The organism is Salinispora goodfellowii, from assembly GCF_059570675.1.
The window spans coordinates 275406-301652 of the sequence record NZ_JCANTD010000001.1 but is presented as its reverse complement, the minus strand read 5'-3'; the positions used below and the strand labels follow the sequence as shown (position 1 = coordinate 301652).

Sequence of the window (26247 nt, the reverse complement as noted above, 5' to 3'; positions counted from 1 at the left end):
ACCCCCGTTACATTACGGGTCGAGGTCCTGATCAGCGAGGGGCGCCTCCGCCCAGGCCGACCGCAGGGAGGCAGTAATGCCCGCCGTAGTCGTCGTCGCCGTGGTCATGGTGATGTTCGCCCTCGGATTCCGGTACTACTCGCGCTACCTCGCCGACCGGGTGTACGGGTTGGACCCCACCTATGTCACCCCGGCGCACCGGTTGACCGACGGGGTGGACTTCGTCCCCACCAACCGACACGTGCTCTTCGGCCATCACTTCACCTCGGTCGCCGGAGCCGCTCCGATCGTCGGCCCCGCGATCGCCGTGTTCTGGGGGTGGGGGCCGGCGTTGGCCTGGGTGGTGCTCGGCACCATCTTCGCGGCCGGTGTCCACGACCTCGGGGCGTTGGCGGTCTCGGTGCGGCATCGGGCCCGCAACATCGGGACCCTCGCCGCGGACGTGATCAGCAAGCGAGCCCGGGCGCTCTTCCTGATCATCATCTTTTTCCTGCTCACCCTGGTCAACGCGGTCTTCGCGGTGGTGATCGGGAACCTGCTCGTCGCGTACCCGGGTGCGGTTATCCCGATCTTCGTGGAGATTCCCCTCGCCATCGCGATCGGCCAGTACATCTACCGGACCCGGCGCCCCGCCCTGGTGCCCTCGATCGCCGGCGTGATCATCCTTTACGTGCTGATCTGGGTGGGCAACATCTGGCCGATCGAGATCACCGGGCTGGCCGACCAACTCGGGTTCGCCCAGCCACGCGACCTGTGGGTGATCATTCTCTTTGCATACACCTTCGTCGCCTCGCGGCTGCCGGTCTGGCTGCTGCTGCAGCCACGCGACTACATCAACTCGCACCAGCTCTTCATCGCCCTGGCGGTCATCTTCGTCGGCGTGCTGGTCGGGCTGGACCGGATCGTGGCGCCGCTGGTCAACGACGTGCCGGCTGGCTCGCCGAGCATCTTCCCGTTCCTGTTCATCACCATCGCCTGTGGGGCGATATCCGGCTTTCACTCGCTGGTGGCCTCCGGCACCACCGCGAAACAGCTGGACCGGGAGACCGACGCCCGGTACGTGGGCTATGCCGGAGCGCTCGGCGAGGGCAGCCTCGCCCTCGGCTCGATCATCGCGGTCACGGCCGGGGTGGCCGCCAGCCGGGCCGAGTGGGACAACCTGTACGCCACCCACGCCGCGGCATCGGGCGGGGCGACCCGCAACTTCGTCAACGGCATCGCCAGCTTCGCCGCCAACCTGGGGGTGGAGTTCCAACTCGCGACCGTCTTCGCCGCGGTCGTCGTGATCTCATTCGCGGCCACCACGATGGACACCGGTGTCCGGTTGCAACGCTACATCGTCCAGGAGATCGCCGAACTGGTCCGCTGGCGGCGGGTGGCGCGGAACCTGACCCTGGCGGGCCTGCTGGCGATCGCCGCACCGCTCGCGCTCGCGTTGCTACCCGGCGGTGGGGACGCCGGCTACACCTTCGGGGTCCTGTGGCGGCTCTTCGGCACCACCAACCAGCTCACCGCCGGTCTGGCGTTGGCCGTGATCGCGGTCTGGGTGCTGCGGCGCCGACGGAACCCGGTCGCGGTCGTCGTACCGCTGGTCTTCCTGCTGGCGATGACGACATGGGCGCTGATCGTGCAGCTACGTGAGTTCGTCCGGGCCGATGAGTGGGTGCTGGCGCCGCTGGACGCGATCATCTTCGTGCTCGCGGTCTGGTTGATCGTGGAGGCGGCGCTCGCGTTGCGTCGGGCCGGCGGGCCGACGACCGAGTCGGGGGCGATCCCCGGCCCCCGCCCGGCGCCGGATGCCACCGGGGCCGAGCGCGGAACCGAACCCACCGCCCGGCGGGTCCTCGACCCGCCACAGCGGTGAGCATGCCGTCGAGCTGCCCCGTCGGCGAGACCGGTGCCATGCCCGGCTGATCCCACCGGGTAGTTCCCGTTCTGCCAGCCGGGCGGTTCCGGGCGGTGCCCATCGGGCGGTTCCCTGCTGTGCCGGTGCGGTGGCACCGGCGCGGCACAGCCGGCGCGGCACAGCCGGCGCGGCACAGCCGGCGCGGTGGCACCGGCTCGGCGCAGCGCGCACCGGTTGACGGGAATCCGACGCCCCGCAACAACAACTGGATCAATTCGGGCCCCAGGGTTGACGAGACCATGGTCATGAGGCCACACAATGGTGGTTGCCCTTGGCATCAGGCTGTTTCGAGGAGGCCGGATGGATGCTGTGACCCGCCAGGCCCTGGACCTCCTCGAGGAGGCGCAGGCCGGTGCCGCGGCCCAGGTGTTGGCCGTCGCCGAGTCCGCGCTGCGGGAGCCCACCGGTGACATCTGCGACGGGCCGGCGGCGATGCACTTCGTGCGGGTTGTGGCGTTGACCCGGCTCGGTGACCTGCCGGCCGCCGTCACCGCTGCCGACCTGATGCTCGCTGCCGCGGACCGGGAGCGGAGTACCGGTTGGCGCTCGTGCGCGCTGTCCCTGCGCGCCACCAGAAGGCTGCGCCTCGGCGACCTGGACCTTCGCGAGCACGACATCTCCTTGGTGCTTCGGGATCTGGTCGCCGCCGAGACCACCCTGCTCGCCGGGGAGCCCGATCCGGTGATCGCCGGCAACGCGCACACCGGGATCGCGATCGGGTACGCCCAACTGCGCCTGTACGAGCTGGCTGCACCCCAGTTCCAGGCGGCCTACGAAACCACCGGCCCGGCGTCGTACCCGGACAACGGCAACCGGGCGATGTGGCTGTGTAACCTCGCCGAACTCAACCTGATGTGGGCCCTGGAGCTGTACCAGGTCGGCCAGGACACCGCGGCGGAGAAACACCTCGCCGCAGCCGAGGAGAACGCGGTGCGGGCGGCGGCGGAGGCATCCGGGCCGAAGGCCGAGGTGTGGCGACACACCGCGCTGCTCTTCGCGGCGTCCGCGCGCGCCGACCGTCAGGACCCGGCCGGCGCGGCGGACGAGATTCCCCGTCACCTCGCCCAACTCCAGGCGTACGGCGTGTCGGCCCAGCAGTCGGAACTCCTGCTCTGCCGGTCCTTCCACGCGCTGGCGCTCAACCGGTGTGGCCGGCGGGACGAGGCCCTGCGGGTCATCGAGGCGGCCGTAGCTGACCTGCCGCCCGACCCCGGCTGGCTGGCCTCGGCGGCGCTGCACCGCACACACGCGATACTGCTGGCCAAGAACGGATCGCTCGACGTCGGGCCCGGGCTCACCTACGGCGACACGCTCGCCGAGTTGTTGTGGCGGCAACGGCGCCGTTGGCTGCACGCGGCGGTGACGATGCAGTCGTACGACCTGCTGCGCTGGCAGCATGAGCAGGCGGAGCGGGCGGCGCGGACCGACCCACTCACCGGGGTGGCGAACCGGCGAGGGCTCGACGCCTTCCTGCGGAACCTGGCGGCGCCGGGACCGACCGACGACCACCGGGTCGCGGTGCTCGCCCTGGACATCGACTGTTTCAAGCGGATCAACGACTCGCAGGGGCACGCCGCTGGGGACGAGGTGCTGCGCGCGGTGGCGCAGGCGCTGACCACCAGCGTCCGGAGGGGCGACTTCGTGGCCCGGCTGGGCGGCGACGAGTTCGTCGCCATCCTCCCCGGTGCTGACTGCGCCGCCGCGGAACAGGTTGCCCGCCGGGCCGTTGCCGCCGTGCGCGGACTGACGGCGTGGCGGACGGGGGTCAGCGTCGGGGTCGCCAGCGGCGCAGCCCACTCGCTCGGAAGGTCGCTGGCTGACGCCGACCGCGCGATGTACGCCGCGAAGCGGGCGGGCGGCAACCAGGTGAGCCGCGGGCACGCGGCGACCTGAGCTCGGCAGCGACCCCGGCCGCCTCGGCGCCCCGATGTCCCCGCGGGCGCGGCGGCCGCCGATATCGGGGCCAGCCCACCGTTCGGTGGGGGAGGATCCCCACGTGACGGGCGAAATTCCTCGTGGGCGGCGGTGGTCCGCCCGGAGCACCGGGGCCAACCGGCGCAGCTCCCCACTGCGGGCCTTCCTGCACACCGAGACCGGCAGCGCGCGGGTGCTGCTGGTCGCCGCCGTGGTCGCTCTCGTGTGGGTGAACCTCGACGAGTCGTCGTACGAGTCGCTGTGGGGCAGCACCTTCTCCGTCCAGCTCGGCAACTGGCAGGTCTCCCACGATCTGCGGTTCTGGGTCAACAGCGGACTCATGACGTTCTTCTTCCTGGTGATCGGCCTGGAGGTACGGCGCGACTTCGATCTGGGTGAACTGCGGGAGCGGCGCCGGTTGATGCTGCCGCTGCTGGCGGGGATCGGCGGCATCCTGGCGCCGATCGCGATCTACCTGGCGTTCAACGCCGGGAAGCCGACGGCCATGGGCTGGGGCGTGGTGATGGCGACCGACACCGCACTCGCGTTGGGCATGCTTGCCGTCCTCGGCCCCCGCTTCTCCGACCGGTTGCGGAACTTCCTGCTGACCGTCGCCGTCGTGGACGACCTGATCGTGATCGCGGTACTGGCGATCGCCTATCCGGAGCATCCGTCGCCGACGGCGTTGTTCGTCGCGGTGGGCATCTTCGCGCTGGTCCTGCTCATCCGCGCGGCCGGCGGCCGGTGGGGGCCGGGGTACCTGCTGCTGGGGGTGGCGGCGTGGCTGGCGGTGTCGGAGTCGGGGGTCGACCCCGTGGTGGTTGGTCTGGTGATGGGGCTACTTACCTACGCCTATGTCCCGGCCCGCAGCGAGTTACGGCAGGCGGCCGACCGGTTCCGGCTGTTCCGGGAGCAACCCAGCCCGCAACTGGCGAGTTCGGTCCGGGCAGGGCTCGCGGCGGCGCTGTCCCCGAACGACCGGTTGCAACACATCTACCACCCGTGGGCCAGCTATCTGATCGTGCCACTGTTCGCGCTGGCGAACGTCGGCGTGGTGCTTGACGGTGAACTTCTGGCTCGCGCGGTGACCTCCCCGGTCACCCTCGGCGTCCTCTTCGCCTACGTGGTGGGCAAGCCGGCCGGAATCGTGATCGCCTCGATGCTGGTGGCCCGGCTCAGCCGGAACCGATTCCGGGCACCGGTCGGCTGGGCCGCGATCATCGGAGTTGGCACCGTCTCCGGCATCGGGTTCACCAGCGCGTTGCTGATCGCCACCCACGCCCTCCACGGGCCCGCCCTCGACGAGGCGAAGGTGGGCATCCTCGTAGCGACGGTCGGCGCCTCCCTCACCACCTGGCTGGTGTTCCGCCTCGCCGCCCGGCTCGGCCCGGCGCGGCGGGCCCGGGCGCTGCTGGGCGCCGCGGAGGGGATCATCGACCTGATGGTCCCGGTCGATCCGGATCGAGACCATGTCCGTGGTCCACGCGAGGCACCGGTGACAGTCGTGGAGTACGCCGACTTCGAGTGCCCCTACTGCGGGCAGGCCGAGCCGGCGGTCCGGGAACTGCTGGCCGACTTCTCCAGTATCCGGTACGTCTGGCGGCACCTACCCCTCACCGATGTGCACCCCAACGCCCAGGTGGCCGCTGAGGCCGCCGAGGCGGCGGGAGAGCAGGGGGCCTTCTGGGAGATGCACGACCTGCTGCTGGCGAACCAGGGTGAGCTGCGCCCCGCCGATCTGCTCCGGTACGCGGAACGACTCGACCTTGATCTGGACCGGTTCCGGGAACACCTCGCCGATCGTCGTGGTGCTGCCCGGATCGCCGAGGATGTCGACTCGGCCGATCTGGGCGGTGTCTCCGGTACGCCGACCTTTTTCGTCAACGGTCGCCGACACCACGGCCCGTACAACATCGAGGCGCTCTCCGCGGCGGTCACGGCGGCGTTCGCCAGCGCGCGGCTTCGCCCCGCGGACGGCCGGGAACCGGGCTACCGGCGCGAGGGTGGGCCGGAACGGCCGGACGCGGAACCGGGGAGCTGAGGACCAGCCCGGCGGAACGACCGGGTGGGCGCCGGTCGGCGGTGGTGCTGTCGTGCTGGGAGTTCCGCCGACGTGGCGGATGCGGACAGCGTGGGCGGTCGGGGCGGGAAAGGTTTCTGGTCGGCCCGTCGGGGAAGCCAGCGGTATGGCCGAAACCTTCGCGGATCAGGATCTGGCTACCCTGCAGTCCATCGCGCGTGGCGCCGGGATAGCGGACACCGAACGCATGCCGCACGACGAGTTGGTCGAGATGCTAAGCCGGGCGGGCTTGGCCGAACCGGACAGCGAGGCGGCCGAGCAGCCCACCCGGGACCCGGCCGGGCTCGCCGGCCTGCCTCGCAGTGATCTCACCCTGGGTGATGAAAGCACCGGTGGGCGGGCCGCTGAGGAGTCGATCGGTGCCCGGCCGGGGGAGTCGGGCACCGAGATCCCCGACCGCACTGAGCGCTGACCGCCGACCACTGACCGCCGACCACTGACCAACGGGCGCGCCGCCCTCGGGAGCGAACCCGCTGGTTCGCTCGCGGGGGCGGCGCACGCTTGACCCCACCTCGGTTACCCCCGGTCGAGCCGGAGGCCGGGAGGGCCTTGATGCGACTGGCGGGCGGTCCGGGCCGAACCAGCCCGTACCGGCCGGCCCGGCAGGGCATGGTGGGGGTATGACGACCTCGCAGTCCACCACCGCTGGTCACCGCGCCGGTCGGGGGGATCACCGCCCGCAGACATTGCTCCTGCTGGGGGCGAGCGGTGATCTGGCCGACCGGCTGCTGCTGCCGGGTCTGGGTCGGCTGGTGGCCATCGGTGCCCGGCCGAATCTCACCCTGCTCGGCAGCGGCGCGGACGACTGGGATGACGAGCGTTGGCGCCGCCGGGTGGCCGATACCTTCGCCGCGGCGGGCGCGACGGGTCCCCGAGTAAAGGAGGTGGTCCGCACCACCTGCTATCTGCCCGCCGACGTGACGAAGGAGGAGGATCTACGCCGGCTGTTGTCGAACTGTCACGACCAACTGGTGATCTTCTTCGCGTTGCCGCCAGCGATCACCGCCCAGGCCGCCGCCGCGCTAACCCGGATCGGTCTGCCACCGGGCACCCGGTTGATGTTGGAGAAGCCCTTCGGCACCGACGCTGTCTCGGCCCGCTCCCTCAATGAGGTGCTGGCCCGGCTGGTGCCGGAGGAGCAGGTCTACCGCATCGACCACTTCCTCGGCAAGTCCACGGTGATGAACATCCTCGGGCTGCGCTTTGCCAACCGGATCTTCGAACCGATGCTGAGCTCCGCGCACGTGGCCTGCGTGGACATTGTTTTCGACGAGACGCTGGGACTGGCCGGCCGGGCCGGCTACTACGACGGCGCCGGCGCGCTCATCGACATGGTGCAGAGTCACCTGCTCCAGGTTCTCGCGCTGATCGCGATGGACGCCCCGCCCACCCTCGACGCCCGGGACCTGCGGGGCCGGAAGGCGCAGGTGTTGCGGGCCACCCGGGTGTGGGCGGACGACCCGGCGACGTGGAGCCGGCGGGGTCGGTACGCGGCGGGGGAGCTCAACGGGAAGCGGCTGCCCGCGTACGCCGACGAGCCCGGTGTTGACCCCAGCCGGGGTACCGAGACGTTCGCCGAGGTGGTGCTCTGCGTCGACACCTGGCGCTGGGCCGGCGTGCCGTTCCGGCTGCGTACCGGTAAGGGGCTCGCGGCCCGCCGCAAGGAGGCCGTGGTCACGTTCAAGCAACCGCCCCGGGTGCCGTCCGGACTGATCGGGTACGACCAGGCCGACCGGCTGCGGATCGGCTTCGGCCCGGACCGGCTCGGCCTCGACGTCAACATCAACGGTCCCGGGAACCCGTTGGAACTGGGCCAGGCACACCTGGTGGCCGACTTCGGCCCGGGGGGGCTGCCGCCGTACGGGGAGGTGCTCCGCGGCGCCTTCGACGGCGACCCCACGCTGTCGGTCCGGGGGGACACCGCTGAGGACTGCTGGCGGATCATCGAGCCGGTGCTCGACTGCTGGCGGGCGGGGGCGGTGCCGCTGCGGGAGTACCCGGCGGGCAGTTGGGGCCCGAAGGATTCCCTGCTGGACCCGGTGCCGGGCGCGGCGACGGACAGCTGACCACCGGTCTCGGTAGGCATTCGCCCAAAAATTTTGACATGGTCCGGCTCGAGGGTGAGACTCACATGATCGTTCACTTTGCCGGGAAGAGTCCACAGGGGGGACCATGTCCAGCAAGAGATTCCGGGGGGCCGGTGTCGCGCTCGCCCTGACGTTCGGTCTGCTGGCGGGTTGCAGCGCCGGGGAGGGCGTCGAGGTCGACGGGGGGCAGAACGGCGCCGGTGGGATCCTCACCGCCGCGATCAGCGGGGAGCCGGATCAGCTGGACCCACACCACACCTCGGCCTACCCCAGCTTCCAGGTGCTCGAGAACGTCTACGACACGCTCGTCGAGCCGGACGCGAACCTGGCGATGAAGCCCTCCCTGGCGACCGAGTGGACCACCAGCGACGACCAACTCACCTGGACGTTCACCCTACGTGCGGAGGTGACTTTCAGTGACGGATCCCCGCTCACCGCCGAGGACGTGGTCTACTCGTACAACCGGATCATGGACGAGGAGCTGAACGCCGCGTACCGGTTCGCCACCGTCGAGTCGGTGACGGCCCCCGATCCGGGCACCGTCGTCGTGCAGCTGACCGCACCCACCCCGAACCTGCTCGCCGGCCTCGGTGGCTTCAAGGGAATGGCGATCGTCCAGAAATCCAACGTGGAATCCGGGGCGGTGAAGACGGAGCCGATCGGTAGCGGCCCGTTCGTCGTCTCCTCCTACCGCGCCGGGGACAGCATCAAGCTGGTGCGCAACGACAACTACTGGGGCACGAAGCCCATGCTGGACGGGGTGACCTTCACCTTCGTGCAGGACCCGACGGTGGCCCTGCAGAACCTGCGTAGCGGCGAGGTGCAGTGGACCGACAACCTGCCGCCGCAGCAGGTGCCGGCGCTTCGTGAGGACAACGACCTCGTCGTGCGCGCCGCCGCGTCGAGCGACTACTGGTACCTGGCTCTCAACCAGGATCGCAAGCCCTACGACGATGTGAACGTGCGCCGGGCGGTCGCCTTCGCGCTCGACCGGGCGGCGATCACCAAGGCCGCCAAGTTCGGGCTGGCGACGGTCAACCAGACCGCCATTCCGAAGGACAGCGCCTACTACTACGACTACGCGCCGTACCAGCAGGACCTGGCGCAGGCGAAGCAGCTGCTGGCCAAGGCCGGTGGGAGCGACCTGACCATGGATCTGATGGTCACCAACGAGTACCCGGAGACGGTGACCGCGGCGCAGGTCATCGCGGCGCAGCTCGAGGAGATCGGCATCACTGTCAAGATCCGTACGCTGGACTTCGCCCAGTGGCTCGACGAACAGGGCAAGGGGAACTTCGACTCGTTCATGCTCGGGTGGCTGGGCAACATCGACCCCGACGAGTTCTACTACGCCCAGCACCACAGTGACGGCACCTTCAACTTCCACGGATACCGCAACCCGGCCGTGGACAACCTGCTCGACCAGGCCCGGACCGAAACCGACCAGGCCGCGCGGAAGCAGCAGTACGAGCAGGCGGCCAAGCAGATCGTCGACGATGCCAGCTACCTCTACCTCTACAACCCGGATGTGGTGCAGGGCTGGTCGCCGCAGGTCAGCGGCTACGAGGTCCGCGCCGACCGGGCGATCCGGTTCCGCGACGTCGCTCTTGCCCAGTGAGTGGCGGGACCTCGCTGGTGATACTCGGTGAGTTTGCGGGTCACCCCGGGTGACCCGCTTCATCCTGCGCCGGCTGCTCCAGTCCGGCATCGTCCTGCTCGGCGTGACGTTGGTGGTGTTCCTGCTGCTGCAACTCGTCCCCGGCGATCCGGTGCGGGTGGCGCTCGGCACCCGCTTCGACCCCGAGACGTACGAGGCGCTGCGCTCGCGGGCGGGGCTGGACCAGCCGCTGCCGGTGCAGTACGCCAGCTACGTCGGGCAGGCGCTGACCGGCGATCTCGGGGTCAGCTTCCGCAGCGGTCGGCCGGTGACCGCGATCGTGCTGGAGCGGCTGCCCGCGACGCTCTCCCTGGCGATCACCGCGGTCGTCTTCGCGCTCCTGGTCGCCTTCCCGCTGGGGGTGCTCTCGGCCCTGCGGAGCGGCTCGGTGTTCGACCACGCCGCGCGGGTGTTCAGCCAGTTCGGGGTCTCGGTACCGGACTTCTGGATGGGCATCATGGGCATCCTGCTCTTCGCGGGGGTGCTGGGTTGGTTTCCGCCCTCGGGTTACGTGGCACTCACCACCGATCCCGCCGGCTGGGCGTCGCATGTCTTCCTCCCGGCGGTCACGGTCGGTTTGGTCACCGCGTCGATCCTGACCAGGTTCATCCGATCCTCCGTGCTGGAGGTGCTCGCTGAGGACTATGTCCGCACCGCCGAGGCGAAGGGGCTGCCCACCCGCGTGGTGGTGGTGCGGCACGTCCTGCGGAACGCGCTGATCCCGGTGGTCACCGTCGTGGCGGTGCAGCTGGCCAGCCTGCTCGGCGGCGTGATCGTGATCGAGGTGCTCTTCGCCTGGCCCGGGGTGGGCCGACTCACCTACGACGCGGTGCAGGCCCGGGACTATCCCGTGCTCCAGGGGGCGATCCTGCTCGTGGCGGTGCTGTTCCTGTTGGTCAACCTCCTGGTGGATCTCCTCTATGCCCGCCTCGATCCGAGGATTCGGGTGCGATGAGCGGAAACGGTGACTCGACGTCGCGCCGGGCGCTGGTGGCGCTGATCCGCGACCCGTTGGCCGTGACCGGCGGCGTGGTGCTCGTGCTGCTGGTCGTGGCGGGCCTGGCCGGGTCGTGGCTGGCCCCCGCCGGCATCAACGAGGTGGATGTCGACCGGATGCTCCAGCCGCCCAGTTGGGCGCACCCCTTCGGCACCGACGAACTCGGTCGGGACGTACTCAGCCGGGTCCTGGTCGCCGCCCGCGTCTCGCTTCAGGTCGGCGCGGTCAGCGTGGGGATCGCCCTGCTGGCGGGCGTCACGCTGGGGCTGTTCGCCGGCTACTACCAGGGGTGGCTGGACAACGTACTCATGCGGTGCATGGACGTGTTGTTCGCGTTCCCGGTCCTGCTGCTCGCGGTGGCCATCGTCGCGGTCCTGGGGCCGGGCCTGAGTACCGCGATGGTCGCGATCGGCGTGGTCTACACCCCGATCTTCGCCCGGGTCACCCGCGCGGGGGTGCTCTCCGTCCGCGAGCAGGTCTTCGTCCGGGCGGCAGTCGCCACCGGGGCATCGGATCTGCGGATCATGCGGCGGCACGTGCTGCCCAACATCGCGGCGCCGCTGATCGTCCAGACGTCGCTCTCGCTGGCCTTCGCGATCCTGTCCGAGGCGGCGCTCTCCTTCCTCGGGTTGGGGGTGCAGCCGCCCGAGCCGGCCTGGGGCCGGATGCTCTACGACGGGCGCGGATTCGTCACCGACGCGTGGTGGCTGGGTTTCTTCCCCGGTGCGGCGATCTTCCTTACCGTCCTGGCGTTCAACCTGGTCGGAGACGCGCTCCGCGACGTGCTCGACCCGCGCCAGCTCACCGTCAGCGAGGCGAGGAGGAACGCCGGATGACCGACGAAACCGTGCTCTCCGTCGCGGACCTGACCGTGACGATCGGTACCCGCCGGGGAGCGGCCCGCGCGGTCGCCGGCGTCGACTGGTCGGTCCGGGCCGGGCAGACCCTGGCCCTGGTCGGTGAGTCGGGCAGCGGCAAGAGCATGAGCGTGCTCGCCGCCACCGGGCTCGCCCCCCGCACGGCCCGGGTCACCGGAGACGTCCGGCTACTCGGTACGGACCTCGCCACGCTGTCGGCGGCACGTCGCCGGCGGATGCGGGGGCGGCACGTCGGGTTCGTCTTCCAAGACCCGATGACCTCGCTGAACCCGGTGCTGACCGTGGGCCGCCAGATCGGCGAGGCCAGCGAGGTCCACCTCGGGCTGACCCGGCGGGCCGCCCGGGCCCGCGCCATCGAGATGCTCGAACTCGTCGGCATCCCCTCCGCCGCCGACCGGGTGGACGCCTACCCGCACCAGCTCTCCGGTGGGATGCGCCAGCGCGCGGTGATCGCCATGGCCCTGGTCTGCGAGCCGGATCTGCTGATCGCCGACGAGCCCACCACCGCGCTCGACGTGACCACGCAGGCCCAGATCGTCGAGCTGGTCGCCGACCTGCAGCGGCGCCTCGGCACCGCCGTCGTCTGGATCAGCCACGACCTCGGTGTCGTCGCCGGGCTCGCCGACACGGTGGCTGTCATGTACGGCGGTCGCATCGTCGAGCAGGGGACAGTGGACGCGGTCTTCGCCGAACCGGCGCACCCGTACACCGCCGCGCTGCTCGCGGCGCGACCGGACCCGGACGCGAACGTCACCGAACTGGTCACCATCCCGGGTACGCCACCCAGCCCGCTGGAGCTTCCCGAGGGGTGCGCGTTCTGGCCTCGCTGTTCGGTCCGGGGGGACAGTCGCTGCGAGCGGGAGTTGCCGCCGTTGGTGCCGGTCGCGGCGGGACACCAGGTTCGGACCTTCTATCCGCGTCAGCCGACTGGGGAGGACCGATGACCGGGGAGAGTGTGGCCGCCGACGCGGTCGCTGAGCTGGCTGACCTGGCGGTGTGGTTCCCGACCCCGGCGGGGGTCGTCCACGCCGTGGACGGGGTGTCCCTGATGGTACGCCGCGGCGAAACCCTCGGTCTGGTCGGTGAGTCCGGCAGCGGCAAGTCGACGACCGGGCTGGCGCTGCTGCGCCTGGTCGAGCCGACCGCCGGTACGGTCCAGGTGGCGGGGCAGGACGTGACCCGCTGGTCGCGGCGGCGGTTGCGCCGGCTGCGCCGCCGCGTCGCCATGGTGTTCCAGGATCCGCAGGCCTCCCTCGACCCGCGGCACACCGTCGGGGCGAGTATCGCCGAGCCGTTGGCCGTGCACGGGCTCGCCGCCAGCGGCTCGGCCCGGCGGGACCGGGTAGCCGAACTGCTCGACCTGGTCGGCCTGCGGCGCGATCTCGCCGAACGGCACCCGCACGAACTCTCCGGCGGCCAGCGGCAGCGGGTGGGCATCGCGCGGGCGCTCGCCGGTGAGCCGGACCTGATCGTCCTCGACGAACCGATCGCCTCCCTGGACCTGAGTGTGCAGGCGCAGATCATGAACCTGCTCCGCGGGCTGCAGCGAGAGCTCGGGCTGACCTACCTCTTCATCGCCCACGATCTGGCCGCCGTCGAGCACATGAGTGATCGGGTGGCCGTGATGTACCTCGGCCGGATCGTGGAGAGCGGTACCCCGGCGCAGATCTGGCGGGAACCCGCCCACCCCTACACCGCCGCTCTCCTGTCGGCGGTGCCGGTGGCCGACCCGCCGGTGCAGCGGAGCCGTCAGCGGATCATCCTGGCCGGTGATGTCCCGAGCCCGATCGACCCGCCCACCGGCTGCCGGTTTCGGACGCGGTGCCCGCAGGCCCGACCTGACTGCGCCCAGACCGACCCGGTGCTGGTCGAGATCGGCTCCGGGCACCAGGCGGCCTGCCTCTTCGCCGGCGAGGCGGTACGCGCGATGCGTACGCAGCCCGTCAACGCCTCATCACCATGACCGCTGCGATTCGGTTGAACCTGTCCTCATGCGGATCGACCGTGCAGGTGGAGACGAGAACCGGCGTGTTGCCGGCCACCACATGGTATATGTGGGGCCAGCAGCGGCGTTACGCTAGGTGATGACGGGCCTTGCCTGCACGTTCGCTTACGGTTCTACCCGGTGATTATCGGCGTCGTCGATGCTGGCAGCAGTCATGACAGCAACACCGACGCACGCCGGCGACAAGGGCGGCCCGTTGACCCGGACCACCCCCCTGATGGACGCCACCACCCCCGCCGGCTCAAGCGCACCCCGGCGGCGTCGGACGACCGCTTCCTGGATGGCCCTTGGCCGCGAGCCCACTACGGCCAGACATGGCCACCGGACCCAGGCGGTTCACGAGTAGACGTCCTTGCGATGCCCGACCGCGTGGATCGTCAACGCGTCGCCGTCGAGGCGGTAGAGGACCCGGTAGTCACCGACCCGCAACCGATGCCCAGACCCGTCGCGCATCTCGGTCGAGCTCTGCGGCTCAGAATCGGAGACCAGGCCGAGGATCGCGCTCAGGACGGTCAGGAACACGTTGCGGGGCTGTTTGTGCAGCCACACCAGCACATCCCGGTCGATCTGAACCTTCACGCCGCCGCACCGCCGGCCCGGTCGGCCAGCAACGCCTCCACCTCACGAGGATCCACCCCGAGCGACTCCAGAGCCGCCGACAGTGGCACGAACTGACCCTCGGCACGGGAACGAGCGATCACCGCAGCGTCCCGACGGTCCCGGAACGCCTCAATCTCCTCCCACTCGTCGATACCGACCAGCACGGCCACCGGCCGCTCGTACTTCGTGATGATGACCGGCTCACCGGTGCGCTCAACCCCGTCCAGCACCCGACCCGCGCCATCACGGAACTCCCGCAACGTAATCCTCGTCATGCACCATACCGTACCACGCGGTACCGTTCAGCCCGGGGAGGAAACGTCGCAGCCTCGAGACCGCGGCCAAGCGACCCGCCGCCGACGGAGCCACTGGGCTAAGAGTTGTTATTTCCTATATCACCAGTATTTTCATAACGCGTCGAAAAACAGGTGTTGTGGACGAGGACCGGCGTTTCGCCGGCTATCACATAGTACGTGTGGGGTTTTCAGCCTGTCACGCGGTGTGACCTATGTTTTCATGGCGTTTCACCTGGCCTTTCATGGGTGGCGCCGATTCACCCCATCGAAGCTAGTCGGTGTTGACGGCGACGATGACGGCAACCTGGAGAGACCGCCACAGGCGACCCAGGTCCGTCCGGTCCTCCCAGGTCGATGCATCGAGCTCGCGCCAACGCCCCTGGTATAGCGGATGCTATACTCCGCTGGTGGCTGCTGACGAGTGGGAGATCTACCTCGTCAACGAGGTACAGGAATGGATGGACAGCCTCGATCCACTCATCCACGCCCGCGTCGTGCAAGCCATCGACGTGCTCGCCGAAGCTGGCCCCGGGCTCGGCCGGCCGCTGGTCGACACCATCCACGGCTCGTCGATCGCCAACCTCAAAGAGCTGCGCCCCGGCACCGTACGCATCCTGTTCGCCTTCGACCCGTGGCGCTCCAGCATCCTGCTTGTCGCCGGAGACAAGGCCGGACGATGGCAGCAGTGGTACACCGAAGCGGTCCCCCTAGCCGAGCAACGCTACGAGATCTACCTGAAGGAACGCGCCGAGGAGGAGGGCCGACAGCCATGAGCAGCTACGCACGCTGGCGCGACATCCGCGCCGCCCACGTCGAGCGCGCCGGCGGCGAACAGGCCGTCGAGGAAGGCAAGCAGGAACTTCTCGCCACCGTGGTCGGACACCGTCTCGCCGAGGTACGCCGCGCGCGGGGTCTGACGCAGCAGCAGGTGGCCGACCGCATGGGCGTCACGAAGGGCCGCGTCTCCCAGATCGAACAGGGCAAGATCTCCGGCCAGGACGTCGTTGCCCGCTACGCCGCCGCCCTCGGCGGACGCCTGCACCAAGCCATCTACTTTGACGACGGCGACATCGCCGCCATCGCATAGCTCAACCAGCACGCCAAGATCCGACTGGCTCAAAACTGCTCTACAGGATCAAGAAGGCGGCCCGGCGCAAGGCCGGGCCGCGCGCACGCGCTACAGGCCTACGGCCCCGCGCGCACGCCCATCAACGCTGAACCGCCACCAAAGGCAGCGAGCCTCCTCGCCGAGCGGATCAATCAACGCATCACTATGACGATGTTCTTGAATGGCTGCGCCGAGCTGACGGCTACCGTGACGGCAACACGCATCACCACTGACAGCCCCCGCACGCCACCGGTCACTGACAGTTACTCGTAGTGCCGAGCCCCCTTGAGCGCTCTGATCATTAGTTCCCACGGGTCTTGAGGCACAGGTTCACCATTATTGATATAGGTGTTCTCAATCGAATCCAGGAGTGCGCCAAGCGCCTCCAAGTATCGACTCAGAGTATCGTTCTCCCAATCCGCCCCTTCGTCTAGCTCCCGCGATAAATCGCCTAGAAATGCGACGACAGTATCCTTGCCGGGGCGGATCGAATCCGACTCACTCACCCGTTGCTCCACCAGCCTTCCCCACGGATCCTGCTACTCTGACCATCATCAACGTAGGTCATGTCCCGACGCGCGATCATCAGCCTTGGTAGCCCACTGATACGGCAACTTCACACCGGCATACTGTCCAGCAAAGAGTCGACGGTTGTCGAGGGAGAAAATTCGCCACCCTCCCCACGGAAAATCTTAATCGGCGGCAGGATCATCGGATCGACGCTGCCGTCCGCAAGCCCATTGGCGAGATCTGCTACCGGCCTTCCATCCTTAAAACGGCTACCAGCGCTATCTTTGGTAACCTAACATTGGACGCATCGATGGTATTGCAGTTATGTACGAGGACCGGCGTGTTGCCGGCCACCACATAGTACGTGTGGCCTTGCTACGGTGGCTGCGGTGTTGTCATGGGTTCGATCTTGGCGGTGAGCTGGGCTTCGCTCAACCGCTCGTCGGCGGTTCATCGTTTGTGGGCGGTTTGACAGCAGTCGTGACAGCAACGTGGGGGCACGTCGGGCTGCGCGGGGCGACGGGCTGGGGTGTCTACTCGGTCGGTCGTCTGGTGCTGTTGGTGTTGGCGGGTTTCTTCTTCTGTGCGCGGCGGTTGATGAGGCGGTCGACGGCGGTGATGCGGCGGTGAAGGCGGGTGGAGCCGGCGTCGATGGCGGTGGTGTCGATGCGGCGTAGGACGGCGCGGGCGGCGTCGAGGTTGCCGGCTCTTGTGTGGCCCTCGGCGAGCCAGGTTTGGTAGAGGGCGACTTCGCGGGTGTGGTCGTGGTTGTAGCCGGCGAGTGCTTGGGTGAGCAGGGGTTCGGCGGCGGCTGGGGTGCCGAGTTCGATGAGGCAGCGGGCGGCCATGACGTCGATCTCGGTCTGGTTGAGCCAGTACACCCATTCGGGTTCGGCCACGCTGTCGGCGTGTTGGTTGTAGGCGTCGTTGACGGCGTCGAGGGCGCGGCGGGTGGTGTTGGCTGAAAGGGTGCCAGCGATGACGATGCATTTACCAGTTCGTCCTGTATGGACGTGCGCCGGGTGCGGACAGGTATGGCCGTGTCTGACCCGCAAACGTCAACTGTTGGCCGAGTTCGCCGGCGCGCGGGTGTCGCTGATGCTCTACCTCACCCAGTTCTTTGTCGAGGCGTGCGTGGACATGCCCACCACTACGACAGGGCCGTTGTATCACCGGTTCTTCGCCTGGCCTACGAACCAACCGACGCCCCGCCCAGGGGCAAGATCGTCGACGCCTTCATGGATAGGGACACCGCCGCCGCCTGGCAAGCCACCGAAGAACTCGCCACCCTCCAACGCACGCTACCCGCCAAGCGCCCGGCGGAGGTCCTTCATCAACAGCAGCAGGTGCATCGGATCTGTCGGACTCGGCTCAAACTTGGCCAGGCGCAGATAGAAGTCGCGGGCGGCGTCGGTCTCGCAGTGGATGAGCACCGCCCGCACACCGATGACCTCGGCCGCGGTGGCGATCCGTCGCAGCGCGTCGACGACGAGGGCGCGTCCGAGGCCGGCGCCCTGGGCGCTGCGATCGACGCCGAGGCGGGTCAGGATCACCACGGGCTGGTGGTAGCGGCCGGCACCCTGGCGTAACCGCGGAGAGGCGTCAGCCGGGGCGACGCTGCCCGCCGCGAGAGCGTAGTAGCCGATCACCCGGCGATCCGGGCGATCGGCGTCGCCGACGACGTACACGCGGGACAGCCCGGCCCGGTGCGCCTGCAGTGCGTGCTCGGCCAGCCAGACGGACTGGGCCGGTGAGCCGCAGTCGAAGCCGGTCACCACATGTGTGGCCGACAGCGGCTCGACCGGCGAGAAACGCGAGTTCACCGCTGCGCCTCACCAGGGTTGTCCAGAGCCGTCGGCCCGGTCAGCAGATCACGCAGGCCTGCGACATCCTGGGCCGGGCGCTCCAGCGCCTCGTCGAACACCCGCCACGCGTCCTCGTCCAGCAGAAACGCTCGCCGATCGGCGAGCACATCAGCCGCCGCGTCGGTGGCCGCCTTCAGCACGAACATCGACACGCTCGCGCCAGCGGCCTGACTAGCCGCCTCCAACAGCGCCTTCTGCTCGGCATCCACCCGCAGGTGCAGCCGCTCCGCCTTCGCACTCATCACCCGATTGTACGCACAAAGTACGCCCGGCAAGCTGTGTGCCTGCTGGCTGACCTCGACTATGACTGGGGTGCGGCCGCGTCGGGTTGGCATCCGTCGGTGCAGCTCGGTGCCGGGTCAGCGGTGGCGGCGGTGGCGGCGTGGGTGGGCGGCGCGCAGTCGTCGCACTGGTCACCCCGCCACGCCGCGATCCCTTCCCGCACCGCGACGGCCGCGATGACGAGCGCGGCGATCGGGTCTGCCCAGGACCAGCCGAGCCCGGCGTTGAGAAGCAGGCCCACGAGGAGCACCGCGGAGAGGTACGTGCAGAGCGCGGTCTGGGTGGAGTCGGCCATGACGGTGGCCGAGCCGAGTTCCCGGCCGGTGCGTCGCTTGGCGCGGACCAGCAGGGGCATGACGATCAGCGAGGCGACGGCGAGGCCGATGCCGACCGGGCTGGGGCTGGCGTCTCCGTCGCTGAGTAGCGCGCGCCCGGCGTCGACGGTGATCCAGGCGGCCAGGGCGAAGAACGAGACACCGATCAGTCGCAGCGCCAGCCGTTCCCGCTCCTCCGGGACCCGGGAGCGGAACTGCCAGATGACCACGGCCGCGCTGGACACCTCGACGAACGAGTCGAGGCCGAAGCCGATCAGCGCGGTGGAGGAGGCCGCCGCGCCGGCGGCGATCGCGATCAAACCCTCCAGGAGGTTGTATCCGGCGGTGGCGTAGGCCAGCCAGAGGCTGCGGCGGGACAGGAGCGCACGTCGCTGGGGGGTCAGGGTGGAGGCGGTCACGCGTGCTCTCCTCGATCCGTGGACGAGCCGTATGTCGGGCAGAGGGCGACTGCTTCGCCGGTGGCGGCGAGGAGCTGTTCCGCCGAGCGCAGCAGGACGGGCAGCTCCGGCCGGGCCAGCGCGTAGAACGACTGGCGGCCCTCGACCCGGAAGTCGATCAGTTGACAGTCGCGCAGGCAGGAGAGGTGTTTCGAGACGGTCGACTGCGCCAGTTGTAGCTCGCGGGTCAGGTCCACCACCCGGGCCTCACCGTGGGTGAGCCGGTGCAGGATGGCCAGCCGGGCCGGGTCGCCGAGGGACCGGAACAGCGCGACGGCCGGTGCGAGCCCAGGAGAGGAATCAATCGCCACGTAGCGATGATAGCACCGCTGGTGCATCACTCTGTCGTGGCCGGCACGGGTCGCGGTGCCCTGGTTGGCGCAGCGCGACCCGTGACCGGCGGTCAGCGGCGAGGGATCAGTCGACCGGATATTCGGTGAGATAGACCGGCTGGCCGACGCGGGTGGTGTCGGCTGCCGCGCCGATCCCGTTGACCACATGGTCGATCGTGCCGGCGTTCAGGTTGACGGTCATCACGCGATGGAGCCGCACTCCGGGGCGGTTGGGCACCTCGAAGCCGTTCTCGGTGTGGATCGACGGGTTGTTCCGGTTGTACACGTACACCCCGCCGCCGTAGAGCGTGTGGTGCCGTACCCGGTCGTTGACCTTGTAGCCGGCCCAACCCTGCACCTCGCCCTTCATCCAGTCGGCCTGCGTCGGTGGGTCGTAGGGCAGCTCGTTCTGGTAGAGGATCGTGGTGCCATGCTCGCCGTTCCACACCGTGTTGTGGCGCTGGAAGTGCTCGACGAAGAGGCCGGTGGCGGTTACCCGGTCGCCGTTGATGATCGCGCCGTACCGCCCGGTGTTGGTGCGCCAGCGGTCGGTGTCGCCCTTGACCCCCTCGGTGAAGTCCTCCACGCCGTGGTCGCCCCGCCACACCCAGGTGTGGTCGATCAACACGTCGTCGGCGTTGATCTCGAGGGCGGTGTGGGTGCGGCCGATGTGGGGCCCACCGACCCGGAAGTACACGTCCGAGAGCGTGATCGGGTTCCGCGGGGTGCTGTGGTTGCGTCCGTGCCGTTTGCCGACCCGGAGCAGGACCGGCGATTCGTGGAGCCCCGCGTCGATGGTCACCCCCGCCACCACGACACCGGGAACACCGGCGACGTTGAGCGGCGTGGCGCCGTCCGCGGCGGTCAGGGTGGCGTGCCCCAGCCCGAGGACGACCGTGTCCGGCCGGCGGATCTCGATGCTGCGGGCGATGTCGTACCGGCCGGGGGTGAGTAGGAGGTGCTTGCCCCGCGCCAACTCCCGGTTGATCGTCCGCACGGATTCACCCGGACGCGCGATGTGGAAGTCGCGGATCGGGATGGTCCGGCCGGGGGTGGGGCCCGTCGCCCAGGAGACGCCCCGGGTGTCGCGGCGAGCGGCCGGCACCCGTACCTGGTAGCGACCCCGATCATCGACGAAGAGGTACGGCTTCTCCCGGCTCACCGGGGTGGTGTCGAGTGTCGTGTACGGCGGGTCGGGGAAGCTGTCGTCGTCCGGTGCGCCCTCGACGCCCGAGAAGACCTGGTTCCAGACGCCGTTGGACCAGCTGTCGATCTCGCTGTTGCGGGTCAACCACTGCTGCTGCGAGCCGTTGACGACCTCGGGAAGCCGGGAGTCGGCGATGAACCCGCCGCTGGCGTACTGCGGGCCGGCGGTGCAGTAGTCCATCAGGGACAGGGTGCCGCCGCTGACGTCGAGGCGGCGCATCGACACCGCCTGCGACACCGCCCAGAAGTTCGCCGAGGAGCGGCAGTCGTCCTGCCCGGCGGGGTCAATGCGCAGTGCCAGGTTGGACACGGTGCGCCAGAAGTTGACCAGCGCGAGACAGTTGCTGGTGCCCTCGTCGTCGAGGCAGCGGTTGTAGACCTCGATCTTTCCGTTGATCTGGACGTCGGTGGGGGTGGCGCCGAGGCCGGAGACCTGGGTGTAGTAGCCGAGCTTCACCTGCAACGGCTGGTCGGCGCTGCCGTAGTCGCCCGGCAGGAAGAGGTAGGCGTGCCGGTCGGTGCCCATCTCGTCATCCACCTGCGCTGCGTGCCGCGCATCCATGGTGGCCTGGATCTCGTCGAGGGGCGTCTCCGGACTGAAGATCGTCACGTTGGGGCCGAAGTCGGGGGTGCCGGGGCGGGGGCCGCCGGCGCTGGCGGCGCCGGGGGCGGCGGCGGTGACGGCGACCATCAGCGCGAGGCTGAGCCCGAGGGCTCGGCGTACGCGTCGTCGTGGGTGGGGAAGGGTCATGCGTTCGTCCTCTCGTCACGCGGTGGGGAGAGAGCGCTCTCTCGGTGTTGCGGGTGGACGGCCTGGACGGGTGGGGGCTGACCCCGTTTCTACCGGGTGAGCAGGCTGGAGGGAAGGGGGTCGATGGCTACCCCTGCGTCGCGAACTGGGCGATTCGGGTGGCCAGCGGGGTCGCTGCGGTGCGCGTCCAGCTGAAGTGGTCGAGCCGGCCGCCGCCCGGCTCGGCCCGGTGGCGCTCGCGGGTGATGGGAGCGCTGGTGAGTTTGGCGCAGAGGTGGTCGAGGGTCTCGTGCGGGGTGTACTGGTCGTTGTCCACGCTGACCGCCAGCACCGGCGTACGGAGATCGCGGAGCGCCGCCTCGGCATCCACTCCGTCCAGTCGGGGAAAGCGCCCGGTGCGGGCGGTGTAGGCCCAGTCCCGGACCACCCCACGCGCCAGCCGGCCGCCGAACCCCCAGCCGGGCCAGACCCCGAGCACCCGGGTGGCGACCGCGATCGTCTGGGAGAACGGGAGGACGCCGTAACCCCGCGGTCCGGGCGGATAGCTGCGCCACCAGGGGAGCCCGACGGCGACCAGGGCCAGACCATCCACATCGTGCCCGGGGGTCAGCGCCAGGTGCAGTAGCGCCGTCTGACCACCCAGGGAGTGTCCGAGCAGGAGGGTACGTCGGCCGTTTCGATGTTCCTTCAACGCCGCCAGCGCCGCGCCGACGTCGGTGGTCAGCTCCGCGTACCCGTAGCGGCAGCGGCGGCTCGGGCGCGGTGTGCTCGCGCCGGTGCCGCGAAGGTCGGCTACCGCGACGCCGAGCCCGGCGGCACGGAGCGCGGTGGCGAACGGGCGGTAGTACCGGGCGGGTACGCCCATGGCGGGGGAGATCAGTACCAGCGGGGCGTCGGCGCTCTCCGCCGGCTCCGGATAGATCTGCAGACCGAGGCGGGCTCCGTCGACCTCGACGAATTCTTGCTGGTAATCCGCATTCACCAGCCCAATCTACGGGGTGGATCTACCGACAAGTAACCAATCGGTGACTGCCGTCACGTCGATTCGGGTCGGGTTGGCCTCGGCGCAGCCACTGCCGGCGCGCCCACGTCGAACGTGCCCGCTGGCGGGTAACACGAACGCCTCGCGGATCCGTTCGATGCGTGGATCCGCGAGGCGCCGGGGGTAGTTGGGGGTCAGCTCACCGTGATCGTGCCGTTCGGGGAACGGACGCAGGAGACCTCACGGGAACTCGTGGACGCGGCGCCGGTCAGGCACTGCCCGAGCGCCAGGTGGCCGGCGGCGTTCGGGTGCCACGACTCCTGGCACGTCTGGAAGTGATCCACGCAGGTGTTGGCGATCCGGCTGATGTCGAGCTTGTCCGCCCGTTCGAGGCTGGTGACGTAGGTGCCGCTGGGTCCGTCCATCAGGCGGACGGCGGTGGCGAGGGCGTGCTGCGGACCAGTCGTCGTCTCGCAGAGCCGGGCACCGTCGAAGGCCTGCTGCACGTTGAGCAGGACCACGTCGGCGTTGGGGAACTCGCGGGTGACGTCGGTGTGGACCTGGCTCACCATGGTGCCCAGACCCTGCGAGAAACGGTGGCCGGGGGCGAGGCTGGCGCGGTGGATCGGGCACCCGGCCGCGTACCGTTCGCGGCCGAGGTCGCGGAACTTGTCCCGCGTGTCGTCGCGGTTGTCCTCGGTCCAGTAGGCGTGGTCCAGCTCTTCCGGCAACGGGTTCGTGTAGTCCTGGAGGACGACCCGGTGCTCGCCGTCGGCGTCCACCTCGGCGAGCGTGCTGAGGACCTGCTGCACCGCGGCACTGGTCTCCGCGGTGGCCGCGGCGAGCTCGGCCTCGGTTGCCAGGTCGTCGTCGGAGCAGGGATCCTGTTCCACCGCCCAGGGCTCCGCCCAGAACTCCCACCAGCCGGTCCAGGCATCGGCGATGAACCGGTTCGCGCACTTCTCGGCCACCTTGCCAAAGGTGAACGAGCTGTTGTTCGAACCGACGCCGATGAGGACCAGGTCGATGTCGTGGGTTTGGGCCACCGCGCGGAGCTGGTCGAGCTGGGCGGCGACCTGGCGCCCGTTCGCCCGGTCGGCGGAGGCGTTGGCGATGTCGGCCGGCTGTCCGCCGGAGCAGGCGAGGTTGAAGCGGTCCTCGATGCCGGGCAGGTTGGCCCGGTGGAGTGAGGCGTTCGCCGAGCGGTGGCAGAAGTAGGCCGCGCTGTTCGACGCGGACCATCCGGGGAAGGTGCTGGTCTCCCCGTCGATATCGACCACGGGAGCGTACGCCCCGGCGCCCTCTCCGCTGATGAAGCTGTCTCCGAGCGCCACCGCGGCGGTGGGTGGTGGTGCGTCGGTCGCAGTGGTGGGCGGTGTCTCGGCCAGAGCCGGCGATATGACCGTCGCAGAGAATGTGGTCGTGGCGACGGCGATGCCGGCGGCCAGGACGGTACGACCCAATCTGGACATGTGATGATCACCCCTATCGAGTTGTGAAAGTTCCGCTGAGAGGGGATCAGATCACCCATCGATCACAAGTGTCAATACTCACTAGTAACGAATATCACGGCAGTGGGTTTTGTGGTGAAAAATCTTTCGCCGTCCCGTGGTGCGGTGGGGGTGCCGGCCGGGTCGGGCCGCTCCCGATGGGGGCCACCGGACGCGCCTGAGCGTCCGGGCGGGATGCCGGCCCACTCGGGGCCCACGGGTGTCGGCTCCGGCGTCGCGGCACTCGGGGACGCCTGTCGCCTGGGTCACGGCCGGAATCGCCGGCCAGCCCCGATCCGTTACTCCGGTTGTGGTCGGGCGAACGGGCCCAGCGGGGCCCGTCGGGGCCTACGGCTAGGCTCGCTGCGGCGTGCCGCACCGGCCAATGCCTACTGTGCGTGGCACCATACCCGCCGAGACCTGGGAGTACGACCAGTTGACCGCAGAGCCTGAGACCCTGTATGAGGCCGACGACCTCACGCATCTCGAGGGACTGGATGCTGTCCGTAAGCGTCCGGGGATGTACATCGGCTCGACGGACAGCCGTGGCGTGGGTCACCTCGTCAACGAGATCCTCGACAACTCCACCGATGAGGGGGTCGCCGGTCACGCGACCTCCATCGAGGTGACGCTGCACGCCGACGGATCGGTGCAGGTCGACGACGACGGTCGCGGTATCCCCACGGACGTGCACGCGAAGTCCGGAATATCGGGGGTCGAGCTGGTGCTCACCCGGCTGCACGCCGGTGGCAAGTTCGGCGGCTCCGGCTACAAGACCTCCGGTGGCCTGCACGGCGTCGGTGCCTCGGCGGTCAACGCCCTATCCCGCCGGTTCGACGTGACGGTCCGTCGTGGCGGCAAGATCCACACGATGTCGTTCCGGCACGGGGTGCCGGGGGCGTTCGACGGCGACGGGCCGCAGGCGTCCTTCACCGCCGGCCCGGGCCTGCAGGTGATCGGTGCGGCGAAGCGTCAGCAGCGTACCGGCACCTCGATCCGCTACTGGTACGACCCGCGCTACTTCGAGGTCGGCGCCACGCTCGACGCCGACGCCGTACGGATGAAGCTGCGCAACACCGCCTTCCTGGTCCCCGGGGTCAGCTACCTGCTGCGGGACCACACCGGAGCGGAGCCGGTGGAGGAGCGGTTCCACTACCCCAACGGCCTGTCCGACATGGTGGACTTCCTCGCCCCCGCCGGCGACCGGCCGGTCTCCGGCACCCTGCTGGTCCGCGGCGAAGGGGCGTACCGGGAGAACGCCGCCGACGCCAACGGCGTGATGCAGGCCAATGTGCCGCGTCGCGCCGAGGTGGAGGTGGCCTTCCGCTGGGGCACCGGTTACGAGCGGACCGTGGAGTGCTTCACCAACACCATCCGCAACGCGCACGGCGGCACCCACCGCAAGGGCTTCGAGCGGGCCCTGACCCGGACCCTCGCCGAGGCGATCCGAAACACCCGTGGCCTGCTCAAGGCCAAGGAGGACCCGCCGACGCTGGACGACATCCTCGAGGGTTTGACCGCGGTCGTGCACGTGCGCGTCCCGGAGCCGCAGTTCACCTCCCAGACCAAGGACGAGCTCTCCACCGCCGGGATCACCAAGGTTCTCCAGCGCCTGGTCGAGCAGCACCTCAAGGCCTGGCTGGAGGAGCGCAAGACCAAGACCGAGGCACGGACCGTCCTCCAGAAGATCGCCGATGCCGCCCGGGTTCGGCTCACCCAGAAGCAGCAGAAGGAGGCGGCTCGGCGCAAGACCGCCCTGGAAGGTGCGTCGATGCCGGCGAAGCTGGTCGACTGCCGGTCCACCGGGGTGCAGCGCAGCGAGATGTTCATCGTCGAGGGGGACAGCGCCCTCGGCACGGCGCGGTTGGCCCGCTCGTCGGAGTACCAGGCGTTGCTGCCGATCCGCGGCAAGATCCTGAACGTACAGAAGGCGAACCTTCAGCAGGTGCTGGACAACGCCGAGTGCGCCGCGATCGTGCAGGTGCTGGGGGCCGGGTCGGGGCGCACCTTCGACCTCGCCGCCGTGCGGTACGGCCGGGTTCTGATCATGGCCGACGCCGACGTGGACGGGGCGCACATCAGGACGTTGCTGATCACGCTCTTCGCCCGGTACATGCGACCGTTGATCGAGGCCGGCCGGCTGTACGCGGCGATGCCGCCCCTGCACAAGATCACCACACGGGGGCGCAAGCCACAGACCATCTACACCTACACCCAGGAGGAGATGGAGGCGACCGTCCGGCGACTGGAGCAGGCGGGCAAGCAGATCGTCACCCCGATCCCGCGGTTCAAGGGTCTGGGCGAGATGGACGCCGACGAGTTGTGGGAGACCACGATGAACCCGGCCGGGCGGGCGGTCCGCCGGATCACGCTGGAGGACGCCGAAGAAGCCGAGCGGGTCCTGGAGCTGCTGATGGGGGAGAAGGTGGAGCCCCGTCGGAACTGGCTGATCGCCTCCGCCGACCGGGTCGACCGCGAGGCGATCGACGCATGAGACCCGGACCGGCCGCAGGCCACGTGGGCACCGGC

Annotated in this window: 24 protein-coding genes and 1 pseudogene; 13 read left to right on the top strand and 12 right to left on the bottom strand. The window is 69.5% G+C overall.

Features of this window, described 5'->3' with window-relative positions; all coding sequences use genetic code 11:
- Positions 1–76: 76 nt before the first annotated feature.
- The 10 genes from T398_RS01425 (at position 77) to T398_RS01380 (ending at position 13482) form a co-directional block, all read left to right on the top strand.
- A complete protein-coding gene (locus tag T398_RS01425; protein ID WP_496443700.1) occupies positions 77–1864 on the top strand; it encodes a carbon starvation CstA family protein in 1788 nt (595 codons plus the stop codon).
- 342 nt (positions 1865–2206) lie between these two features.
- Entirely contained in the window at positions 2207–3799 is a 1593-nt protein-coding gene (locus tag T398_RS01420) for a GGDEF domain-containing protein (protein WP_496443698.1), read from the top strand.
- Positions 3800–3902: 103 nt separating this feature from the next.
- Complete coding sequence (gene nhaA / locus T398_RS01415) at positions 3903–5861, top strand: Na+/H+ antiporter NhaA (protein ID WP_496443696.1); 1959 nt, start codon at positions 3903–3905, stop codon at positions 5859–5861.
- A gap of 145 nt (positions 5862–6006) precedes the next feature.
- Positions 6007–6312 carry a hypothetical protein gene (locus T398_RS01410; RefSeq protein ID WP_496444063.1) on the top strand — a complete coding sequence of 102 codons (306 nt, stop codon included), beginning with the start codon at positions 6007–6009 and terminating at the stop codon, positions 6310–6312.
- 208 nt (positions 6313–6520) lie between these two features.
- Positions 6521–7966 (top strand): glucose-6-phosphate dehydrogenase, encoded by a 1446-nt coding sequence (locus tag T398_RS01405; protein WP_496443694.1) that lies wholly within the window; start codon positions 6521–6523, stop codon positions 7964–7966.
- A 106-nt stretch (positions 7967–8072) separates the two neighbouring features.
- On the top strand, positions 8073–9605 hold the full coding sequence (locus T398_RS01400; protein ID WP_496443692.1) for an ABC transporter substrate-binding protein: 1533 nt from the start codon (positions 8073–8075) through the stop codon (positions 9603–9605).
- 49 nt (positions 9606–9654) lie between these two features.
- Entirely contained in the window at positions 9655–10599 is a 945-nt protein-coding gene (locus tag T398_RS01395; RefSeq protein ID WP_496443690.1) for an ABC transporter permease, read from the top strand.
- Positions 10596–11477, top strand: coding sequence for an ABC transporter permease (locus T398_RS01390; RefSeq protein ID WP_496443689.1), 882 nt, complete (start codon positions 10596–10598; stop codon positions 11475–11477). The genes T398_RS01395 and T398_RS01390 overlap by 4 nt, the downstream gene beginning before the upstream one ends.
- Positions 11474–12463 carry an ABC transporter ATP-binding protein gene (locus T398_RS01385; RefSeq protein ID WP_496443687.1) on the top strand — a complete coding sequence of 330 codons (990 nt, stop codon included), beginning with the start codon at positions 11474–11476 and terminating at the stop codon, positions 12461–12463. Before T398_RS01390 ends, T398_RS01385 begins: the two co-directional genes overlap by 4 nt.
- Positions 12460–13482 carry an ABC transporter ATP-binding protein gene (locus tag T398_RS01380; RefSeq protein ID WP_496443685.1) on the top strand — a complete coding sequence of 341 codons (1023 nt, stop codon included), beginning with the start codon at positions 12460–12462 and terminating at the stop codon, positions 13480–13482. The genes T398_RS01385 and T398_RS01380 overlap by 4 nt, the downstream gene beginning before the upstream one ends.
- 378 nt (positions 13483–13860) lie before the next feature.
- On the opposite strand, the gene T398_RS01375 is transcribed toward T398_RS01380, so the two are convergent.
- Both T398_RS01375 and T398_RS01370 read right to left on the bottom strand, forming a co-directional pair.
- The gene (locus T398_RS01375) at positions 13861–14103 is read right to left on the bottom strand and encodes a type II toxin-antitoxin system RelE family toxin (RefSeq protein WP_496443683.1); all 243 of its coding nucleotides are present in this window, start codon (positions 14101–14103) and stop codon (positions 13861–13863) included.
- Positions 14100–14399, bottom strand: a complete 300-nt coding sequence (locus tag T398_RS01370) for a type II toxin-antitoxin system Phd/YefM family antitoxin (RefSeq protein WP_358035309.1) — start codon at positions 14397–14399, stop codon at positions 14100–14102. The genes T398_RS01375 and T398_RS01370 overlap by 4 nt, the downstream gene beginning before the upstream one ends.
- Before the next feature lie 428 nt (positions 14400–14827).
- Here T398_RS01370 and T398_RS01365 point away from each other — a divergent pair, with 428 nt between their 5' ends.
- Together T398_RS01365 and T398_RS01360 are read left to right on the top strand one after the other, a co-directional pair.
- A complete protein-coding gene (locus tag T398_RS01365; RefSeq protein ID WP_496443680.1) occupies positions 14828–15193 on the top strand; it encodes a type II toxin-antitoxin system RelE/ParE family toxin in 366 nt (121 codons plus the stop codon).
- Positions 15190–15507 carry a helix-turn-helix domain-containing protein gene (locus T398_RS01360; RefSeq protein WP_252299639.1) on the top strand — a complete coding sequence of 106 codons (318 nt, stop codon included), beginning with the start codon at positions 15190–15192 and terminating at the stop codon, positions 15505–15507. The genes T398_RS01365 and T398_RS01360 overlap by 4 nt, the downstream gene beginning before the upstream one ends.
- A 284-nt stretch (positions 15508–15791) precedes the next feature.
- Here T398_RS01360 and T398_RS01355 read toward each other — a convergent pair whose 3' ends face one another.
- The 10 genes and pseudogenes from T398_RS01355 to T398_RS01310 all read right to left on the bottom strand — a co-directional run bounded on the left by T398_RS01355 (position 15792) and on the right by T398_RS01310 (position 23700).
- Entirely contained in the window at positions 15792–16034 is a 243-nt protein-coding gene (locus T398_RS01355; RefSeq protein ID WP_496443678.1) for a DUF7660 family protein, read from the bottom strand.
- A gap of 247 nt (positions 16035–16281) precedes the next feature.
- Positions 16282–16410: pseudogene (locus T398_RS01350) on the bottom strand (hypothetical protein); the annotation flags it as partial.
- Positions 16411–16571: 161 nt separating this feature from the next.
- On the bottom strand, positions 16572–17093 hold the full coding sequence (locus tag T398_RS01345) for a tetratricopeptide repeat protein (RefSeq protein ID WP_496443676.1): 522 nt from the start codon (positions 17091–17093) through the stop codon (positions 16572–16574).
- A 246-nt stretch (positions 17094–17339) separates the two neighbouring features.
- Positions 17340–17861, bottom strand: coding sequence for a GNAT family N-acetyltransferase (locus T398_RS01340; protein WP_496443674.1), 522 nt, complete (start codon positions 17859–17861; stop codon positions 17340–17342).
- On the bottom strand, positions 17858–18145 hold the full coding sequence (locus T398_RS01335; RefSeq protein WP_496443672.1) for a type II toxin-antitoxin system TacA family antitoxin: 288 nt from the start codon (positions 18143–18145) through the stop codon (positions 17858–17860). The genes T398_RS01340 and T398_RS01335 overlap by 4 nt, the downstream gene beginning before the upstream one ends.
- A 59-nt stretch (positions 18146–18204) precedes the next feature.
- The gene (locus T398_RS01330) at positions 18205–18918 is read right to left on the bottom strand and encodes a cation efflux transmembrane domain-containing protein (protein WP_496443670.1); all 714 of its coding nucleotides are present in this window, start codon (positions 18916–18918) and stop codon (positions 18205–18207) included.
- Positions 18915–19295 (bottom strand): ArsR/SmtB family transcription factor, encoded by a 381-nt coding sequence (locus T398_RS01325; protein ID WP_496443668.1) that lies wholly within the window; start codon positions 19293–19295, stop codon positions 18915–18917. The genes T398_RS01330 and T398_RS01325 overlap by 4 nt, the downstream gene beginning before the upstream one ends.
- Before the next feature lie 79 nt (positions 19296–19374).
- Positions 19375–21246, bottom strand: a complete 1872-nt coding sequence (locus tag T398_RS01320; protein ID WP_496443666.1) for a pectate lyase-like domain-containing protein — start codon at positions 21244–21246, stop codon at positions 19375–19377.
- A gap of 127 nt (positions 21247–21373) precedes the next feature.
- Entirely contained in the window at positions 21374–22228 is an 855-nt protein-coding gene (locus T398_RS01315; RefSeq protein ID WP_496443664.1) for an alpha/beta hydrolase family protein, read from the bottom strand.
- A gap of 194 nt (positions 22229–22422) precedes the next feature.
- Positions 22423–23700 carry an SGNH/GDSL hydrolase family protein gene (locus T398_RS01310; protein WP_496443662.1) on the bottom strand — a complete coding sequence of 426 codons (1278 nt, stop codon included), beginning with the start codon at positions 23698–23700 and terminating at the stop codon, positions 22423–22425.
- Between the two features lie 403 nt (positions 23701–24103).
- On the opposite strand from T398_RS01310, the gene T398_RS01305 reads away from it, so the two are divergent.
- Entirely contained in the window at positions 24104–26212 is a 2109-nt protein-coding gene (locus tag T398_RS01305; protein WP_496443660.1) for a DNA gyrase/topoisomerase IV subunit B, read from the top strand.
- Positions 26213–26247: the final 35 nt, after the last annotated feature.

What these genes read in the sequence shown, in the direction of transcription:
- T398_RS01425 (WP_496443700.1), top strand. Translation starts at nt 77, where the DNA reads ATGCCCGCCGTAGTCGTCGTCGCCGTGGTCATGGTGATGTTCGCCCTC.
- T398_RS01420 (WP_496443698.1), top strand. Translation starts at nt 2,207, where the DNA reads ATGGATGCTGTGACCCGCCAGGCCCTGGACCTCCTCGAGGAGGCGCAG.
- T398_RS01410 (WP_496444063.1), top strand. Translation starts at nt 6,007, where the DNA reads ATGGCCGAAACCTTCGCGGATCAGGATCTGGCTACCCTGCAGTCCATC.
- T398_RS01405 (WP_496443694.1), top strand. Translation starts at nt 6,521, where the DNA reads ATGACGACCTCGCAGTCCACCACCGCTGGTCACCGCGCCGGTCGGGGG.
- T398_RS01400 (WP_496443692.1), top strand. Translation starts at nt 8,073, where the DNA reads ATGTCCAGCAAGAGATTCCGGGGGGCCGGTGTCGCGCTCGCCCTGACG.
- T398_RS01390 (WP_496443689.1), top strand. Translation starts at nt 10,596, where the DNA reads ATGAGCGGAAACGGTGACTCGACGTCGCGCCGGGCGCTGGTGGCGCTG.
- T398_RS01385 (WP_496443687.1), top strand. Translation starts at nt 11,474, where the DNA reads ATGACCGACGAAACCGTGCTCTCCGTCGCGGACCTGACCGTGACGATC.
- T398_RS01380 (WP_496443685.1), top strand. Translation starts at nt 12,460, where the DNA reads ATGACCGGGGAGAGTGTGGCCGCCGACGCGGTCGCTGAGCTGGCTGAC.
- T398_RS01370 (WP_358035309.1), bottom strand. Translation starts at nt 14,399, where the DNA reads ATGACGAGGATTACGTTGCGGGAGTTCCGTGATGGCGCGGGTCGGGTG.
- T398_RS01360 (WP_252299639.1), top strand. Translation starts at nt 15,190, where the DNA reads ATGAGCAGCTACGCACGCTGGCGCGACATCCGCGCCGCCCACGTCGAG.
- T398_RS01335 (WP_496443672.1), bottom strand. Translation starts at nt 18,145, where the DNA reads ATGAGTGCGAAGGCGGAGCGGCTGCACCTGCGGGTGGATGCCGAGCAG.
- T398_RS01325 (WP_496443668.1), bottom strand. Translation starts at nt 19,295, where the DNA reads ATGCACCAGCGGTGCTATCATCGCTACGTGGCGATTGATTCCTCTCCT.
- T398_RS01320 (WP_496443666.1), bottom strand. Translation starts at nt 21,246, where the DNA reads ATGACCCTTCCCCACCCACGACGACGCGTACGCCGAGCCCTCGGGCTC.
- T398_RS01310 (WP_496443662.1), bottom strand. Translation starts at nt 23,700, where the DNA reads ATGTCCAGATTGGGTCGTACCGTCCTGGCCGCCGGCATCGCCGTCGCC.
- T398_RS01305 (WP_496443660.1), top strand. Translation starts at nt 24,104, where the DNA reads ATGCCTACTGTGCGTGGCACCATACCCGCCGAGACCTGGGAGTACGAC.